This is a genomic window from Ancylobacter sp. (genome assembly GCF_965249975.1).
Taxonomy (GTDB): Bacteria; Pseudomonadota; Alphaproteobacteria; order Rhizobiales; family Xanthobacteraceae; genus Ancylobacter.
In genome coordinates, this window is record NZ_CBDFNE010000003.1 from 439,925 (window position 1) to 456,997 (window position 17,073).

Consider the following 17,073-nt stretch of genomic DNA (forward strand, 5'->3'; position numbering starts at 1 on the left):
GCGACGCGCGGTCTGGGCGTCCTTCCCCAACCCTTAGAACAGGAAATAGCGCTGCGCCATGGGCAGCTCGGTGGCAGGGGCGCAGGTCAGCAATTCGCCATCCGCCCGCACCTCATAGGTTTCCGGGTCGATCTCCAGATGCGGTGTCGCGGAATTGTGAATCATCGACGCCTTGGAAATACCGCCGCGCACATTCTCCACCGCCACCGTCCGCTTCTCCAGGCCAAGCTTATGCGCGACATTCAGATCCATCGCCGCCTGCGAGACGAAGGTGAGCGAGGTCGCGGTGCGCGCCTTGCCATAGGCGCCCCACATCGGCCGGTAATGCACAGGCTGCGGAGTGGGGATAGAGGCGTTGGGGTCGCCCATGACCGCCGCCACGATGGTCCCGCCCTTGATCACCATGTCCGGCTTGGTGCCGAAGAAGGCCGGCGTCCAGACCACGAGATCGGCCAGCTTGCCGGTCTCCACCGAGCCGATATGGCGGGAAATGCCGTGGGCGATGGCGGGGTTGATCGTGTATTTGGCGATATAGCGCTTGGCGCGTTCATTGTCGTTGTGCTCGCTGTCGCCCGGCAGGAGGCCGCGCTGCAGCTTCATCTTGTGCGCGGTCTGCCAGGTGCGGGTGATCACCTCGCCCAGCCGGCCCATGGCCTGGCTATCGGAGCTGATCATCGAGATGGCGCCCAGATCGTGCAGGATGTCCTCTGCCGCGATGGTCTCCTTGCGGATGCGGCTTTCGGCAAAGGCGAGGTCTTCGGCGATCAGAGGGTCGAGGTGGTGACACACCATCAGCATGTCGAGATGCTCGTCGAGCGTGTTGATGGTGAAGGGCCGCGTCGGATTGGTCGAAGACGGCAGCACGTTCGGCAGGCCGGCCACCTTCATGATGTCAGGGGCATGGCCGCCGCCGGCACCTTCGGTGTGGAAGGCGTGGATGGTGCGCCCTTTGAAGGCGGCGATGGTGTCCTCGACGAAGCCGCTCTCATTGAGCGTGTCGGTGTGGATCATGACCTGGATGTCGTAGTCGTCGGCCACCGACAGGCAATTGTCGATCGTCGCCGGCGTCGTGCCCCAGTCCTCATGCAGTTTCAGCGAACAGGCACCGGCCTCGATCTGCTCGACCAGCGGGCCCGGCAGCGAGGCATTGCCCTTGCCCGACAGGGCGAGGTTGACCGGGAAGCTGTCGAACGCCCGCAGCATCATTTCGATGTGCCACGGGCCGGGCGTGCAGGTGGTGGCGTTGGTGCCCGCCGCCGGCCCGGTCCCGCCGCCGAGCATGGTGGTGACACCGCTCATCAGCGCGTGCTCGATCTGCTGCGGGCAGATGAAGTGGATGTGGCAATCAAACCCGCCGGCGGTGATGATCTTGCCTTCGCCGGCGATGATCTCGGTGGAGGCGCCGATGACGATGGTGACGCCCGGCTGGATATCCGGGTTGCCGGCCTTGCCAATGCCGCAGATCCGGCCGTCGCGGATGCCAATATCCGCCTTGACGATGCCCCAGTGGTCGAGGATCAGCGCGTTGGTGATGACGGTGTCCACCGCCCCTTCCGCCCGCATCACCTGCGACTGGCCCATGCCGTCGCGGATAGTCTTGCCGCCGCCGAACTTCACCTCCTCGCCATAGACGGTAAGGTCCTTCTCCACCTCGATGACGAGGGCGGTGTCGGCGAGGCGCACCCGATCGCCCGTGGTCGGGCCGAACATCTCGGCATAGGAGGCGCGGGACATCTTCAGGGACATGGCGGCAATCCGTTTCAGGCGGTCAGGTAAGACGAGCGGCGGCGATCTCGTGGGGCGGGGTTCAGAGCTTGCCCATCACGTCCTGGCGGAAGCCGTAGACCTCCCGCTTGCCGGCAAGAGCGACCAGCGTCACCTCCCGGCTCTGCCCGGGCTCGAAGCGCACCGCCGTGCCGGAGGGGATGGCGAGCCGCATGCCCCGCGCCTTCTCCCGCTCGAAGGCGAGCGCCGGGTTGGTCTCGAAAAAGTGGTAGTGGCTGCCGACCTGTATCGGTCGGTCGCCCGTATTGGCGACAGTGACAGAGACGAAGTCACGCCCGGCGAGCAATTCGATCTCGCCCTCTTCCAGCAGCATTTCGCCAGGCGCCCCTGCAGAATGAGCGGAGGCGATCGGCTCATGCACGGTGACGAGCTTGGTCCCGTCCGGAAAGGTCGCCTCGACCTGGATTTCGGCGATCATTTCCGCGACGCCCGGCATCACCTGGCCGGCCGTCAGCACCGTGGTGCCGAGGGTCATCAGCTCGGCGACTGTCTTGCCGTCGCGCGCACCCTCAACCACCACATCGGTGATGAGCGCCACCGCCTCGGGATAGTTCAGCTTCACGCCCCGTTCCAGGCGACGGCGGGCCACCAGGGCCGCCATGGCGACGAGCAGCTTGTCCTTCTCGCGCGGGCTGAGGTTCATTGAAGCGTCTCCGGCTCTGCAAAGGCGATGGTCGCGGCAAAAGTCCGCCTTACTTGCATCAGGAATGCCAAATGCGCGGCACCTCGCCGACACCGAGCACGCCGAGCACACGGCGGATGGCACTTTCCAGCGGCGCGCCATCACGGGCGAGCAGTCGCACGGAGAGCATGCCGTCCCACGCGCTGGCGCCGGCGTCGAGGCCATCGGGCAGTTCGGCGGGCAGGAACCCGTCATCCCCCGCGGCGAGGCCTAAGGCGCCGCGCACGGCGTCAAGCCGCGCCTCGGCATCTGGTGCCACCAGAAGCAATGTGGCGAAGGCGGCCCAGCCACCGGCGGTGGCGCGGCGGTCGAGCGTGGCGGCGATGTCGCCATCGAGTTGCAGGCCGTCGGCATAGATCAGCCGACCGCCGCGTCGAACGCGCCAGCGGTCCCGCAGGCTGCCATAGGAGAGCCGTTCGCCGCGGGCGGTGCGACCGAGAATGACCGGCTCGACCAGCAGGAGCCGCGCATCCGGCGCTACCTCGGCGACGATGGAGCGTTCGACCCGCGCACCATCGAACACGATGGTCGACTGCGGCAGCCAGTGCAGGCTGGCGCACGCTTCCGCGACCAGTTCGACTTCGATGCGCGAGGTGGCGCCGTCCGAGCGATAGATCTTCTCCGCCGCCTGGGTGGTGACCACCAATTGGGCATCACGCCCAGCAACAAGGCAGCTTTGCGAGGCGTCGCCTCCGGCAAGTCCACCCCCCGTGTTGATCATCACCGCTTCCAGTGCCCGCCCCCGGCGACCGGAGCGCGGAAAACGCACGCGCGCGAAGCCCTCCTCCTCGATCCGCCCCCGCACCGTGCACCCATCCAGCGCCCGCGCTTCGACCAATAACCGCCCCTGCCCTCGCCGCTCGACCGGGATGGTGGCGGCGGCGTCAGACGGCAATGCGGTTGCGAACATCGGGATCCTCAAGCGCGGCACCATCGCCGGACATCACCACAGCGCCACGCTCCATGACGATGAAATGGTCGGCGAGTTCCTTGGCGAAGTCGAAATACTGCTCGACCAGTACAATGGCCATGTCGCCCTTGGAACGCAGATAGCGGATGGCGTTGCCGATATCCTTGATGATCGAGGGCTGGATGCCCTCAGTCGGCTCGTCCAGCACCAGCACCTTGGGCCGCATGGTCAGCGCCCGGCCGATGGCCAGTTGCTGCTGCTGGCCGCCGGAGAGATCGCCGCCGCGCCGGCGCATCATCGAATCGAGCACCGGGAACAGCGAGAACACGTCGTCGGGGATGAAGCGTTCCGACCGCTTAAGGGGGGCGAAGCCGGTCTGCAGATTTTCCGCCACGGTGAGCAGCGGGAAGATCTCGCGCCCCTGCGGTACGAAGGCAATGCCCCGCCGCGCCCGCTCGGACGGCGCCATCGCGGTGATGTCCTCGCCATTGAAGCGGATCGTGCCCTTGGCGATGGGCGCCTGGCCGACAATGGCGCGCATCAGGCTGGTCTTGCCGACGCCGTTGCGACCGAGCACGCAGGTCACCTTGCCGGGCTCGGCGGTCAGCGAGACGCCGCGCAAGGCCTGCGCCGCGCCGTAGAAGAGGTTGATGTCCTGAACTTCCAGCATGAGCCCTAGCGCCCCAGATAGACTTCGATGACGCGTTCATTGGCGCTCACCTGATCGAGCGTACCCTCGGCCAGGACCGAGCCTTCATGCAGGCACATGACCCGCACGCCGAGGTCGCGCACGAAGGTCATGTCGTGCTCGACCACAACGACCGAATGGCCGTTGGCGTTGATCGCCCGCAGCAGTTCGGCGGTCTGGGCGGTCTCCGCGTCGGTCATACCGGCCACCGGCTCGTCGACCAGCAGGAGCTTGGGATCCTGCGCCAGCAGCATGCCGATCTCCAGCCACTGCTTCTGCCCGTGCGACAGCGCACCGCCGAGGCGATCGCGATGCTCGGTGAGACGGATGGTCTCGAAAATCTCGTCGATGCGCTCGCGCTCGGCCGCGCTTTCGCGCCGGAAGATGTTGGGCAGAGCGCGCCGTTGGCCCTTCAGCGCGAGGCGGAGATTGTCGAGCACCGTGTGGCTCTCGAACACGGTCGGCTTCTGGAACTTGCGACCGATGCCCAGCGTGGCAATCTGCGTCTCGTCCAGCTTGGTGAGATCGGTGGTGCCGCCATTGAAGAACACGTCGCCCCGATCGGGACGGGTCTTGCCGGTGATGACATCCATCATCGTCGTTTTGCCCGCGCCATTTGGGCCGATGACGGCCCGCATCTCGCCGGGATCGACGGTGAAGGACAGCGCGTTGAGCGCGCGGAAGCCATCGAAGGTGACGGTGACGGCGTCGAGATAGAGCAGCGCCTCGGTCAGTTCCTTCTTCGCGGCAGGTGCCGCCTCGGCAATGGTTTCGAGCGTCGCGGTGTCGGTCATGTCGCTCTCCCTCACTCGGCCGGGCCGGGCGCGGCTATGGGTGCGCCCGGTATGTCGTCGTGCGGCCGGCGCTTTTCGCGCCAGTCGTAATAGGTGCCGACAATGCCCTTGGGCAGGAACAGGGTAACGGCGACGAACAGGCCGCCGAGCATGAAGAGCCAGTAGGGGGCGAGAATGCCTGACGTGAAATAGGTCTTGGCGTAGTTCACCAGCACCGCCCCCAGCGCCGCGCCGACCAGCGTGCCGCGCCCGCCGACCGCCACCCAAACGATGATTTCGATGGAATTGGCCGGCGAGAATTCCGAGGGGTTGATGATGCCGACCTGCGGCACATAGAGCGCGCCGGCGATGCCCGCGAGCATGGCGGAGACGACGAAGGCCACCAGCTTGTAGTTCTCCGCCCGGTAGCCGGTGAAGCGCACCCGCGTCTCCGCATCACGGATGGCGACCAGCACCTTGCCGAAATGCGAGCGGACGAGGAAGCGGCACAGAACATAGCCGAGCCCCAGCGCCACCGCCGATAGCACGAACAGCACCAGCCGCGTGCCGTCCGCCTGGATGTTGAAGCCGAGAATGTCCTTGAAGTCGGTCAGGCCGTTATTGCCGCCAAAGCCCATATCGTTGCGGAAGAAGGCCAGCAGCAGCGCGAAGGTCATCGCCTGGGTGATGATGGACAGGTACACGCCAGTGACGCGCGAGCGGAAGGCGAACCAGCCGAACACCAGCGCAAGAAGGCCCGGCGCGAGCAGCACCATCAGCGCGGCGAAGGGGAACATGTCGAAGCCGTACCAGAACCAGGGAAGTTCCTTCCAGTTGAGGAACACCATGAAATCCGGCAGCACCGGATCACCATAGACGCCGCGCGTGCCGATCTGGCGCATCAGGTACATGCCCATCGCATAGCCGCCGAGCGCGAAGAACGCGCCCTGGCCAAGCGAGAGAATGCCAACATAGCCCCAGATCAGGTCGACGGAGAGCGCCAGCAGCGCATAGGTCAGATATTTGCCGAGCAGCGAGACCACATAGGTCGGCACATGCACCGCCGAATTCGGCGATACGGCAAGGTTAAGGACGGGCACCAGCACCGCGACGACGGCGAGGACGATGAGAAAAACGATGCCGCTGGTGCCGAGCAGGGCGGGCGGACGGGTCATGGCTAAGCCCTTGCTACTCATGCCTCAATCGACCTTCCCTTGAGGGCGAAGAGGCCTCTGGGGCGCTTCTGGATGAACAGGATGACGATGACCAGCAGCGCGATCTTGCCGAGCACGGCGCCGGCATAGGGTTCGAGCAATTTGTTGGCGACGCCGAGCGTCATCGCACCGACGAGCGTGCCCCAGAGATTGCCGACACCGCCGAACACGACGACCAGGAAGCTGTCGATGATGTAGCTCTGTCCGAGGTTTGGCGACACGTTGTCGATCTGGCTCAGCGCCACGCCGGCCATGCCGGCGATGCCGGAACCAAGGCCGAAGGTCATCGCATCGACCCAGTTGGTGCGGATGCCCATGGAGGCGGCCATCCGGCGGTTCTGCGTCACGGCCCGCATTTCAAGGCCGATGCGGGTTAGCCGAAGCGTCGCGAGCAGCGCGAAAAACACCAGCAATGAGAAGACGATAATCCAAAGCCGCCCCGAGGTGATCGCCAGCTGACCGATCTCGAAACTGCCGGACATCCAGCTTGGGGCGCCGACTTCGCGGTTGGTGGGGCCGAAAATGGTGCGGATCGCCTGCTGCAGGATCAGCGAAATGCCCCATGTCGCAAGGAGTGTCTCGAGCGCCCGGCCATAGAGAAAGCGGATGACGGTGCGTTCGATGAGGACGCCGATGAGACCGGTGAAGACGAAAGCGAGCGGGATCGCGATCAGCAGCGACACGTCGAACAGGCCGGGATAGGAGGTGCGGATCACCTCCTGCACGACGAAGGTGGTGTAGGCGCCGAGCATGACCATTTCGCCATGCGCCATGTTGATGACGCCCATCACGCCGAAGGTGATGGCGAGGCCGATGGCGGCCAGCAGCAGCACCGACCCGAGCGAGAGGCCGTACCAGACATTCTGCGCCATGCCCCACAGAGCGAGGTTGCGCTCGATGCCGGCGATCGCGTCGGCAGCGGCCTGTTTCACCTCCGGCGCCGCGCTCTCCGGCACCGAGCGCAGGATGGCGAGCGCGTCCTGATTGCCCTCGGCCCCCACCAGCTGGACAGCGGCAATGCGCTCAGCCGGGGTGATGCCTTCCTTACCGATCAGGATCGACGCGCGGGCGAGGTTCATCGCCGACTTCACCTTCGGGTCGCTTTCCTTGGCGAGCGCGGCCTCAAGTGCCGGCAGGGCGGCCTCGTCACGCGAGCGGCCCACCGCCAGCGCCGCCTCGCGCCGCTTGCCGGCATCGGGGCTCACCAGCGAGAGGGCGCCATTGGCGGCATCGATGGCGCGGCGGACGCGGTTATTGACGCGCACCGGCTTGACGGCGGGCGCCTCGGCGACCGACTGCAGGGTCAGCGGGTCAAGCAGCGCCCCGCCGTCGCCCTGGATGAACAGGCGCGGCGGGGTGCCGCCGAAGACGAGCTTGCCCTCGGCCAGCGCCGTGACGATGCCGGCGGCGGCCGGGCTGCCGCTCAGCGCCAGCGCGCCGAGCGCGGCTTCGGTGTCGTCATATTTGTTGGTGGTGAGCTGGGCCAGCGGGGCGCTGATGTCCGGGGCGCTGCCGCCCTGCGCGGCGGCGCGCCCGAACGGGACGGCGGCACACAGCAGGGCGAGCGCACAAAGCAGGCGGGCGAAGCGGAAAAGGCGAGCGCGTGAGGTCATCATCGTCCGTCGATGTGGCGCTGCGGAAGACCGGAGCGGACTCCGGCGGCGACGGCGGTACGCGAAAGCGGGAGGGGTTCCCGAGCAACCCGGAGCCCTAGAGGGCCCCGGGCCGGTTCCGGCCGCCGCAGGGGCGGCCGGAGATATCAGGCGAAACAGGCGGGAGGGGATGCCCCCCGCCTGCGGCGCGGCCTCACTGGCCGGCGCCGCCGCACTTGCCGGTCTTGACGTTGAAGTTGCCGCAGGAGAGCGGCTTGCGCCAATCGGCAATCAGGTCCTTGGAGCCTTCGAGATAGGGGGACCATTCCTCGGCGACGATCAGGCCGGGGGTCTGCTCGACGATGTCGAACTGGCCGTCTTCCTTGATCTCGCCGATGAGCACCGGCTTGGTGATGTGGTGGTTCGGCATCATGGCCGAGAAGCCGCCGGAGAGGTTCGGCACGGTCACGCCGATGAGCGCGTCGATGACCTTGTCGGCATCGGTGGTGCCGGCCTTCTCGACCGCCTTCACCCACATGTTGAAGCCGATGACGGTGGCTTCCATCGGGTCGTTGGTCACGCGCTTGTCGTTCTTGGTGTAGGCCTGCCACTTCTTGATGAAGGCGGCGTTCTCCGGCACGTCGACCGACTGGAAGTAGTTCCAGGCCGCGAGGTGGCCGACCAGCGGCTTGGTGTCGATGCCGGCGAGTTCTTCTTCACCCACCGAGAAGGCCACGACCGGAATGTCGGTCGCCTTGATGCCCTGGTTGCCGAGCTCCTTGTAGAACGGCACGTTGGCATCGCCGTTGATGGTGGAGACCACCGCCGTCTTCTTGCCCGCCGAACCGAACTTCTTGATGTCGGCGACGATGGTCTGCCAGTCGGAATGACCGAACGGCGTGTAGTTGATCATGATGTCTTCGGCCTTGACGCCCTTGGACTTCAGATAGGCTTCAAGGATCTTGTTGGTCGTACGCGGATAGACATAGTCGGTGCCGGCGAGCACCCAGCGCTGCACGCCCTCATTCTCCATGAGGTAGTCGACCGCCGGAATGGCCTGCTGGTTCGGAGCGGCGCCGGTGTAGAACACGTTGCGCTCGCTCTCCTCGCCCTCATACTGGACCGGGTAGAACAGAATGCTGTTGAGCTCCTTGAAAACCGGGAGCACGGACTTGCGCGACACCGAGGTCCAGCAGCCGAACACGACCGCGACCTTCTCCTTGGCGATGAGTTCGCGCGCCTTTTCGGCGAAGAGCGGCCAGTTCGAGGCGGGATCGACCACCACGGCTTCCAGCTTCTTGCCGAGCACGCCGCCGGCCGCGTTCTGCTCCTGCACCATGAACAGCACGGTGTCCTTCAGCGTCGTCTCGCTGATCGCCATGGTGCCGGACAGAGAGTGCAGCACGCCGACCTTGATCGTCTCCTGGGCGCTCGCGACGCCGCCTCCGGCCAGCGCCAGCGCAGCCGCACCCACAAGCGCGCGACCGGCCATGCGCCGGGCATGCGTGAACATGTTCAGCATCTTTATTCCCTTCTGGAGTACACACGCAGGACCCCCGTCCGCGTGCCGAAGGAATTGTTTGCAACCCGCGTGCCAAGGGCGGCATTGCGGCGATTGGCGGGCGATGCGTCGGCCCAGTTGCCAGCCAACGTCGGAACGGCGCACCAATTCGCCCATTTTTTAATCAAAACTGTTGCGAATTGCACATCACAGCCGACCCATGCCGCGATAGCCTAATTTTTGCGCAACACTTCCCGTCCGCACGGCACCGTGCCGGAGGCGCAGCATTACGAGCGAGCGAGATTTGTGGAGAGGCCGGACAGCCTGCTTTGGCAACAGCGAAGTGGCGCCCGGCTAAAGGGGCACCCATAAGGCGCTAGGGCAGCTCACCCGCGAAAGAGCCCGCCCCTTGGAGGCGACCGCGCGGGTGGCGGCGCACCAGACCCGGCGCCCCGGCCTGAACGGTGAAGGCGCCGGCCACCTGACCGGCGCCCGCGCCAGTGGTCAGAACACGTAGTTGATGGTGAGCGCGACCGCCTGATTGTTCGCGGTCGCGGAATAGTTGCCGCCCGAGGTGCCGGAGAATTCAACCGTCGGGTAAACCGTATCGAACTGGTTGAGGAACTTATTGGTCACCGTGGACGAGGCCGTATAGGAATAATTCAGGTCGAGGAACCAGTTTCGCGTGAGGAAATAGGTCACGCCGACGGTAGCCGTGCCGCCCCAGACCCAGTCGGACGACGAGAAATAGCCGGGTGTCCCGGACACATCGTAGCGATGGTCGAGCTCGGCGAAGCCGATCAGGCCGTTCATGTTGGAATTGACGCGCGAGAGCGTCGGGCCGGCGCCGGCATAGACGAACCCGCGGCCGAAGGAATAACCAATCAGCGGCACCAGCGCGAACTGATGTTCGATTTCAACCTTGTAGTTCTGCAGCAGGTAATTGCCGTTGAACGTACCGGAAATTTCGCCGGAATAGCTGCCGGTCTGCGGGATGAGGATGTTGTCGCGCGAGCCGGTGAGCCCAAGGTTGTTATAGCTGAACTTGGCGCCCCATACCCAGGGCGTGTCGTTGATCGTGCGGTAGAAGCCGCCCTGCAGCACGAAGGAGGCGCCCGTTTCATTCCCGAGATCGGGATAGGTCGACCCCGCCGCCTGCCCGTTGGCGACCCAATGTCCCAGAGCGTAGACATCGCTGACGCCGAAGCCGAACAGGTCCTGATTGCCGAAATCCGCCTTGTTCAAGGCCGCGCCGGCACCGATGAAGACGCCATTCGCCGGCATGAGCGGCTGGGACGCTTCCTGCGCCTGCGCCGCCAGCGGCAGGCCCGCAAGGCAAAGTGCAAAACCAAAGATGCGGTAGTTCATGGTTCAATCCCCCGTGAAGAGTGGGGCGGAAGATAGGGACGCGGATACCACCCTCAACGTCGAATTTTGTTCATATCCTGCTAACCATAGGTCACGGGCTGAGCAACAACATCAAGCTGTTAGCCGGCGTTCAGCCCGCTCAGCCTCTCCAGTGCACGATCCAGCGTGGCGTCGGTCTTGGCAAAGCACAGCCGCACCACGCTCTCGACCGGGTCTTGCGCATAGAAGGCCGAGACGGGGATCGCCGCCACGCCCTCGCGGGCCACCAGCGACAGACAGAACGCCTCATCGCGCAGCTGCGGCGACAGCGGCGCGAGATCGACATTGAGGAAATAGGTGCCGGCCGAGGGCAGCACGCTCAGCCCGATTCGCGTCAGCCCCTCCGCCAGCCGGTCGCGCGAGCGCTCGAGGCCGGCGCGCATGGCGAGAAACCACTCGCGCTCCTTGCCCAGCCCATAGGCGACGGCGTGCTGCAGCGCCGGCGGCGTGGTGAAGGTGAGGAACTGGTGCGCCTTGGACAGCACCCGCATCAGCTCCGGCGCGGCGCAGACGAAGCCGACCTTCCAGCCGGTCATGCCGAAGATCTTGCCGGCCGAGCCGATCTTCACCGCCCGCTCGCGCATCCCCGGCAGGGCGAGAACCGACTGGTGCGTGCGGCCGTCGAAGATGACATGTTCCCACACCTCGTCGCTCACCAGCACCGCCCCGGAGCGGGTGCAGAAATGGGCAAGCAGGGTGAGTTCTTCCGCATCGAACACCCGCCCCGTCGGGTTGTGCGGGTTGTTAAACAGCACAAGCTTGGTGCGCGGCGTAAAAGCGGCCGCCAGCGCGTCCTCGGTGAGCCGCCAGTGCGGCGGCACCAGCCGCACCAGGCGCGGCACGCCGCCGGCACGCTTCACCAGCGGCAGATAGGCGTCATAGAGCGGCTGGAACAGCACCACCTCGTCGCCCGGCTCGATCAGGGCGAAGAGCGCGCCGGCAATGGCCTCGGTGGCGCCGGACGTGATCATCACCTCGCGCTCGGGGTCGAGGTCGAGCCCCTGCCAGTCGCGGTAATGGGCCGCGACAGCGCGGCGCAGGTCAAGGGTTCCCATCATCGGCGGGTACTGGTTCCAGCCGTCGAGCACCGCCTCCGCCGCCTTCTCGCGCACATCGCGCGGACCGGGATCGTCCGGGAAACCCTGGCCGAGATTGACCGCCTCATGCTGGCGGGCGAGCGCCGACATGGTTTCGAACACGGTGGTCGGCAGGGTGGCGAAGAGCGAGTTCATTTCACGGAACCGGAGCGGGATAGAGGGCAGTCGAACGCGTCGGCCCTGTTTTATCCGCCGCAGGCGAAAAGAAAAGCGCCTCCTGCCCCGCGCTCAGCCCACCAGCACGGCGTGGTTGTCGTAGCGCGGGCCACCGGAGCGGCGGGCGACGACACCGACACCCTCGCCATCTGTGGCGATCAGCACCGTCTCGCCGAGGCCGCTGGTGGCGAGGAACTGCCCGGCCTCCCGCGTCGGGGCGAGGCCGCAGCCATCGACCAGCGGCAGCGACCCGATATAGCGCCCGTCACGCCGCCACAGCGCCACCCGGTTGCCGCGCGGGCTGGCGGCGGCGACATAGGCGCCCGACGCATCGAGCGCCACCGAGCCGATATAGGTGCGCAGTCCGCGCCATGCCTCGTCCGGCGCGTCGAAGGCCCGCAGCCCCTCCCCCTCCACCGCATAGAGCAGCGGCCGGGCGACGCCGTCGGCGAGCAGGTCCTGCGCCGCCACCACGGTGAAGCCGTCCGCGCCCGAAGTGAGGTGGCGCAGCGACAGCGAGGCGAGGTCCTCGCTCAATTCCGCCACCGAGCGCACCGCGCCGCTGGCGGGGTCGAGCAGGGCGATACTCGCGCCCGCCACCTCGGCGCCGAGCGCTTCCGGCGTGTGCGGCTCGATACCGCCATTGGCGACGACGAGCGCGCCACCGGCCGGCATCATGTCGTGCGGGCCGATGCCGGCAGAGGCCCATTCCGCCTCCACCGCGAAGCCCGTCTCCACCACGCGGCGGGTGACGACGCCCTGCCCGTCCGCCCGCGCAATCTCCACGGCGAGGAAACGCCGCCCGCCGTCGATGAAGCGGCCATGGCCGGAGAACACCCGGCCCTCGCCCGGCTCGAACGTCGCCAGCACCGCGCCGGCGCGGCGATCGAACAGCACGGCCGTGGTGCCGGGCCGGCGCGCCACGGCGATGGCGGTGCGCCCATCCGGGCTCGGCTCCACCCAGTGCAGGCGCTGCGCGCCGGAACCGACCGGCGTGGCGCCGAAGTCCGGGGCGACCACGACGGGCGCGAAGCCGCCTTCCACGCCGGCGGTGGCGAGCCATTCCGCCTCCAGCAGATGATCGCGCGCATGCGCGGCACCGCTGGCGAACAGCACGCGCGGGCCGGCCGCGAGGGCGCCCAGCGCCCCGACCATCGAGCGCCGGGTAAGATCGATGAGGCCCATCCGCCCCTCCCTCAATCGCCGTCGAGGGCGTTGAAGCCGAGCGGCACGCCGAGGCCCGCGGCCAGCGGCCGGGCGACGCCCGCCTGCGCCGCCTTGAACACCGTCACCGCCGCCTGCAGCGCCTTGCGGCCTTCGGGCGTGGTCGCCGCCGCGCCGATATCCTCCGGCAGGCCCTGCGCCGTCGCCTGCGCCGCCTGAAGCGTCGCATGGAAGCTGGCGCGGTCCTTGGCATCGAGGCCGGCGCTGAGCGCTTCGCCGAGCGCGCTGGCACTGGTCACGATGGCGACGATGGTCTCCTTGGAAAGCCCGCTACGCCGGCGGTCGGAGAGCAGCGGCTTGGCCTCGTCGGCGCTCTTGCCGAGCACCACCAGCAGGCGCTGATCGACCACGCGCTGATAGGCCCCGGCGAGATCGGTGACGATCTGGCTGAGCAGCGCCTTGGGATCGGGGAAATAGACCGGATCGGCCTTGCCGGCGACGAGCTGCGCCAGCAGCCCCTCGCTGCGACTGCCCCATCCGCTGCGGAGTTCACCGGCGATGGTGGCGAGGTTGAGCGCGACGGCGCGGCCGAGCGCGCAGCGCCGCGCCGCTTCCGGCCCCGCCACCAGCGCCGCCTCCGCTCCCTCGTCGTAAAGGATGCGCTCCAGCGCCGGCAGCCCCTGCGCAGCGGCGCTGAGGCGGAAAAAGCGCTGCGGCTGCAACCGCTCATCCGTGGGATCGGCAATCAGTTCGGCGACGGAGCGCCCGACGGCGTTGCGCCGCTCCGGGAATAGGTTGAAGCGGTCCGGCCGCAGCGACAGGATGATCGGGCCGAAGGTGACGAACTCCACCGCCGACCAGGCCTCGGAAGCGGCAACGAAGCGCGCCTTCAGTTCGGCCACACCGGCGGCCGATGGCGCGGCGCAGAAGCCGTCCCATGCCACCTGCTGCGCCTTGGCGGCGCCCAGCAGCGCATCGTAGCGCGGCAGCAGCCAGCTCTCCACCACATCAGGGGCGGAAACCGGCGCGGCATGCGCGCGGCCGACGAACAGGGTGGTGAGCAGGGAGCCGGCAGCGGCGACCGCCGGCATGCCCTGCGCCGCCTGCGCGATCTGTGTCGCAAGCGCCAGGGCCACGGCGAAGGGGGATCGGCTCATGGGCAGGGTCTCGCTTTAGAGAGAAGAGACATAGTCGATCAGCCGGGCGCGTTCGGCCGGCCCCAGCGCGTCGAAACGCGCGCGGGCGCCGGACGCCTCGCCGCCATGCCAGCGCACCGCCTCGGCGATCGTGGCGGCGCGGCCGTCATGCAGCAGGCCGACGCCCCGTCCGAGCATGGATGAAATGCCGGCGAGTGGGGCGGTGCGCCATTCGCCGGCCGCCGCGCCCGGCACACCGGCGGGGTCGGCGAGCCCTTCGCCCATGTCGTGCAGCAGAACATCGGTGAACAGCGCCACCGAGCCGCCGTCGCGGGTGGGCAGCGACGGGCGATGGCAGGCCGCGCAGCCGGTGGTGGCGAACAGCCGCGCGCCGCCCACATCCGGCGCATGCCCCGGCACCTTCAACGCCCTGAGATAGGTGACGAGGCGACCGACAATCGCCTGCGAAATTTCCGGCTCGCCTTCGCCCTCGCGTCCATGCGGGGCGTTGCGGCAGGCGGTCTGCGCCTGCGTGCAGTCGCCCCACGGCTCGGGGCGCAGCGGTGTCGACAGGCCGAGATCGAGCGAAAAGGCTTCCGACGCCTGCCCGGCCAATGTCGGGTGGCTGGCCTTCCAGCCGAAACGGCCAAGGAACGAGCCGCCCTCCGGGGTCTCGAACCGCCGGGCCCGGCCACGCACGCCGTCGCCGTCGCGGTCCTCCGGGTCTTCCAGCGCCAGGATCGCGGCGTCGTCCACCAGCTCCAGCTTGCCGCGCCCACGCAGATCCGGCGCCGCCCGCAGCGACATATGCGTGACGGGGTCGAGTGGGCCATAGCCCGCCGATTCGACATGCGGAAGCCGACGGCCGTGCTCGACCGTCACCGTGAAGGTGCCCTCCGCAGGCACGCCCGGCAGCGTCATGGTCTCCAGCCGATGGCCATAGACGGGATCGGCGCCGCCATCCGTGCGGAACAGGGCAAGCACCAGCCCCAGCCCCTGCGGGCGGCCGGCGGCGTCCAGCGCCGTCGCCCCGGCGCCGCCACCGGCGGGGTGACAGGCCGAGCAGGAGCGCGCATCGAACAGCGGACCGAGCCCGTCATTGGCGCGGGTGGAACTCGGCGCCGGCACCCAGGGCCGCTCGAACAGCGCCTTGCCGATGGCGGCATCGAGCCGGGCGTCTTCGGCAATGGCGGGTGCGGCGGTCGTGGCGGAGACAAGCAGCGCGCAGAGGAGGCCGATGCAACGGATGATACGGCTGCGCGGAGTCTCCCTTGGGTCCCGGATCGGCGTCGCACCGCGCGCGGCGTGTCCGGAAACGGTCGATCCGTCATCGCGGACGCCCGGAGGGCGATCCGGGATCGCAAGCCCAATACGGGACACGATCCGGGCTCTCCGGCTTCGCCTGCGGCAGGGATGACGGCCCGCCGACGTTTCCGGCCCCTTCCTACAGGCCGGCGTGGGCGTCCCTGGCACGAGATGGCGCCGGTCTTCCATCACACCACCCGGAACCAGCCCATCATCCCGGTCTCCATATGCTCCAGGATGTGGCAGTGAAATACCCAGTCGCCGCGTGCGGCCACGAAGGCGGTCTCCACCGCCTCGCCCGGCTGCACCAGCACCGTATCGGCGAAATGGCGCGGCAGGCGGCCGAGGCTGGAAGACATCACCTCGAAAGCATGGCCGTGCAGATGGACCGGGTGGGGAAAGCGCGTTTCGTTCTTGATCTCCACCACATAGGAGGCGCCCTCCTCCATCCGCGCCAATGGCGGCGGCAGGTTGCGGCGCGTGCCGGTGGGCCAGGATTCCGACTGGATGCCCCAATAGGTGGTGGAGCCGACGCACAGGCTGTCGATCAGCGCCTTGGCCAGCGGATCGTCCGGCGGCAAAGCGAGGTCCTTCACCGCCTGATCCGTGGCCTGCTGCAGCGTGAACGACAGGCGCGTCGCCTGCTTCAATGCCGGCTTCGGCAGTTCCGCCTTGGGCAAAGCGAGCGGACCCTTGCGCGACTTGCCCACCTTGCCGGCAGCGATGAGCGTGGCGAACGGGTAGATGTCGGCGGCGCGATAATCGCCCAGCGTCACGGGCGAACCGTCGGCCGGCATGCGGATGTCGAGGTCGATGCGCTGGGCCGGGCCCATGCGCCAGATGCCGTCCGGCAGATCGTCGAGCCGGACCGGCGGCAAAGCATGGCCATCGACGGCGATGAGCCAGGCTTCGCCGCCCTCCACCCCGATATCCATGATGCGGGTGGAATCGATGTTGAGGATGCGCAACCGCGCATGGCCGCCGGCGGGCGCTTTCAGCTCAACCGAGGCCGCGCCGTTCACCGTGCGGGTGGCGCCGAAGGTGCCGGCCTTGGAGGCGCCGTCCGGCTCGGAGAGCGGCAGGTAGCTTCCGTCCTCCTTCAGCCGCCAGTCCTTCAGGCACAGCACATGCTCGGCATCGAAAGTCGGGTCGCGCGAATCCTCGACGATCAGCACGCCGGCGAGGCCCTTGCCGGCCTGCCCGGTCTCGTCGCAATGCGGATGGAAGAAGAAGGTGCCGGGATCGTCCAGCGGCAGCAGATGCACGAAGCGCCCGCCCGGCTGCACCAGCGGCTGGGTCAGGGTGGGCACGCCGTCGAATTCGTTCGGCATGCGGATGCCGTGGAAATGCAGGGTCGAGCCCTCATTGATGCCGTTGACGAAAGTCGCCTTCAGCCGCGTGCCGCGCGGCAGGCGCAGGGTGCGGAAGGGCGTGCCGTCATAGGCGAGGATTCGCGTCGCCGGGCCTTCCGGGCCGAGGAGCTTAAGCTCCATCTCGCCGGCGGTGAGCGTCACTTCCTGCGTCGGCTTGAAGGCGGAAACGTCAAAAGGCGCGCGCGCGGCGCCGGTGCGGCTCGGCGCGAGAAGCGCCAAGCCACCGAACGCCACGCCCGCGCCCAGAAAGGCGCGGCGCGAGAGACCCGCGCCGCCGGTGGTCATGGCCG

General features: G+C 67.7%; 14 protein-coding genes. All 14 read right to left on the reverse strand.

The features are described from left to right. Window positions 1-33: 33 nt before the first annotated feature. Window positions 34-1,746 carry an urease subunit alpha gene (gene ureC / locus ACP2AH_RS02335; protein WP_425104314.1) on the reverse strand — a complete coding sequence of 571 codons (1,713 nt, stop codon included), beginning with the start codon at window positions 1,744-1,746 and terminating at the stop codon, window positions 34-36. A 61-nt stretch (window positions 1,747-1,807) separates the two neighbouring features. Further along, window positions 1,808-2,428 (reverse strand): urease subunit gamma, encoded by a 621-nt coding sequence (locus tag ACP2AH_RS02340; protein ID WP_425104315.1) that lies wholly within the window; start codon window positions 2,426-2,428, stop codon window positions 1,808-1,810. Window positions 2,429-2,486: 58 nt separating this feature from the next. Next, window positions 2,487-3,377, reverse strand: coding sequence for an urease accessory protein UreD (locus tag ACP2AH_RS02345; RefSeq protein ID WP_425104316.1), 891 nt, complete (start codon window positions 3,375-3,377; stop codon window positions 2,487-2,489). Beyond that, complete coding sequence (gene urtE, locus ACP2AH_RS02350; RefSeq protein ID WP_425104317.1) at window positions 3,352-4,047, reverse strand: urea ABC transporter ATP-binding subunit UrtE; 696 nt, start codon at window positions 4,045-4,047, stop codon at window positions 3,352-3,354. The genes ACP2AH_RS02345 and urtE overlap by 26 nt, the downstream gene beginning before the upstream one ends. A gap of 5 nt (window positions 4,048-4,052) precedes the next feature. Then, complete coding sequence (gene urtD / locus ACP2AH_RS02355) at window positions 4,053-4,859, reverse strand: urea ABC transporter ATP-binding protein UrtD (protein ID WP_425104318.1); 807 nt, start codon at window positions 4,857-4,859, stop codon at window positions 4,053-4,055. Between the two features lie 11 nt (window positions 4,860-4,870). Further along, window positions 4,871-6,013, reverse strand: coding sequence for an urea ABC transporter permease subunit UrtC (gene urtC / locus ACP2AH_RS02360; protein WP_425104319.1), 1,143 nt, complete (start codon window positions 6,011-6,013; stop codon window positions 4,871-4,873). Window positions 6,014-6,030: 17 nt separating this feature from the next. Further along, window positions 6,031-7,665 (reverse strand): urea ABC transporter permease subunit UrtB, encoded by a 1,635-nt coding sequence (gene urtB / locus ACP2AH_RS02365; RefSeq protein ID WP_425104320.1) that lies wholly within the window; start codon window positions 7,663-7,665, stop codon window positions 6,031-6,033. Between the two features lie 193 nt (window positions 7,666-7,858). Beyond that, the gene (urtA, locus tag ACP2AH_RS02370) at window positions 7,859-9,166 is read right to left on the reverse strand and encodes an urea ABC transporter substrate-binding protein (RefSeq protein WP_425104321.1); all 1,308 of its coding nucleotides are present in this window, start codon (window positions 9,164-9,166) and stop codon (window positions 7,859-7,861) included. Between the two features lie 483 nt (window positions 9,167-9,649). Beyond that, window positions 9,650-10,513: an outer membrane protein gene (locus ACP2AH_RS02375; RefSeq protein ID WP_425104322.1), complete on the reverse strand. Its 864-nt coding sequence runs from the start codon at window positions 10,511-10,513 to the stop codon at window positions 9,650-9,652. Between the two features lie 119 nt (window positions 10,514-10,632). Continuing rightward, on the reverse strand, window positions 10,633-11,784 hold the full coding sequence (locus tag ACP2AH_RS02380; RefSeq protein ID WP_425104323.1) for an aminotransferase: 1,152 nt from the start codon (window positions 11,782-11,784) through the stop codon (window positions 10,633-10,635). Between the two features lie 93 nt (window positions 11,785-11,877). Continuing rightward, window positions 11,878-12,990 carry a DUF1513 domain-containing protein gene (locus ACP2AH_RS02385; protein WP_425104324.1) on the reverse strand — a complete coding sequence of 371 codons (1,113 nt, stop codon included), beginning with the start codon at window positions 12,988-12,990 and terminating at the stop codon, window positions 11,878-11,880. Between the two features lie 11 nt (window positions 12,991-13,001). Further along, the gene (locus ACP2AH_RS02390; RefSeq protein ID WP_425104325.1) at window positions 13,002-14,126 is read right to left on the reverse strand and encodes an imelysin family protein; all 1,125 of its coding nucleotides are present in this window, start codon (window positions 14,124-14,126) and stop codon (window positions 13,002-13,004) included. Window positions 14,127-14,141: 15 nt separating this feature from the next. Further along, entirely contained in the window at window positions 14,142-15,485 is a 1,344-nt protein-coding gene (locus ACP2AH_RS02395; protein ID WP_425104326.1) for a di-heme oxidoredictase family protein, read from the reverse strand. 113 nt (window positions 15,486-15,598) lie between these two features. Then, a complete protein-coding gene (locus ACP2AH_RS02400) occupies window positions 15,599-17,068 on the reverse strand; it encodes a multicopper oxidase family protein (protein ID WP_425104327.1) in 1,470 nt (489 codons plus the stop codon). Window positions 17,069-17,073: the final 5 nt, after the last annotated feature.

What these genes read in the sequence shown, in the direction of transcription:
- urtC (WP_425104319.1), bottom strand. Translation starts at nt 6,013, where the DNA reads ATGACCCGTCCGCCCGCCCTGCTCGGCACCAGCGGCATCGTTTTTCTC.
- ACP2AH_RS02390 (WP_425104325.1), bottom strand. Translation starts at nt 14,126, where the DNA reads ATGAGCCGATCCCCCTTCGCCGTGGCCCTGGCGCTTGCGACACAGATC.
- ACP2AH_RS02340 (WP_425104315.1), bottom strand. Translation starts at nt 2,428, where the DNA reads ATGAACCTCAGCCCGCGCGAGAAGGACAAGCTGCTCGTCGCCATGGCG.
- ureC (WP_425104314.1), bottom strand. Translation starts at nt 1,746, where the DNA reads ATGTCCCTGAAGATGTCCCGCGCCTCCTATGCCGAGATGTTCGGCCCG.
- ACP2AH_RS02380 (WP_425104323.1), bottom strand. Translation starts at nt 11,784, where the DNA reads ATGAACTCGCTCTTCGCCACCCTGCCGACCACCGTGTTCGAAACCATG.
- urtD (WP_425104318.1), bottom strand. Translation starts at nt 4,859, where the DNA reads ATGACCGACACCGCGACGCTCGAAACCATTGCCGAGGCGGCACCTGCC.
- ACP2AH_RS02375 (WP_425104322.1), bottom strand. Translation starts at nt 10,513, where the DNA reads ATGAACTACCGCATCTTTGGTTTTGCACTTTGCCTTGCGGGCCTGCCG.
- ACP2AH_RS02400 (WP_425104327.1), bottom strand. Translation starts at nt 17,068, where the DNA reads ATGACCACCGGCGGCGCGGGTCTCTCGCGCCGCGCCTTTCTGGGCGCG.
- ACP2AH_RS02345 (WP_425104316.1), bottom strand. Translation starts at nt 3,377, where the DNA reads ATGTTCGCAACCGCATTGCCGTCTGACGCCGCCGCCACCATCCCGGTC.
- urtE (WP_425104317.1), bottom strand. Translation starts at nt 4,047, where the DNA reads ATGCTGGAAGTTCAGGACATCAACCTCTTCTACGGCGCGGCGCAGGCC.
- ACP2AH_RS02385 (WP_425104324.1), bottom strand. Translation starts at nt 12,990, where the DNA reads ATGGGCCTCATCGATCTTACCCGGCGCTCGATGGTCGGGGCGCTGGGC.
- urtB (WP_425104320.1), bottom strand. Translation starts at nt 7,665, where the DNA reads ATGACCTCACGCGCTCGCCTTTTCCGCTTCGCCCGCCTGCTTTGTGCG.
- urtA (WP_425104321.1), bottom strand. Translation starts at nt 9,166, where the DNA reads ATGCTGAACATGTTCACGCATGCCCGGCGCATGGCCGGTCGCGCGCTT.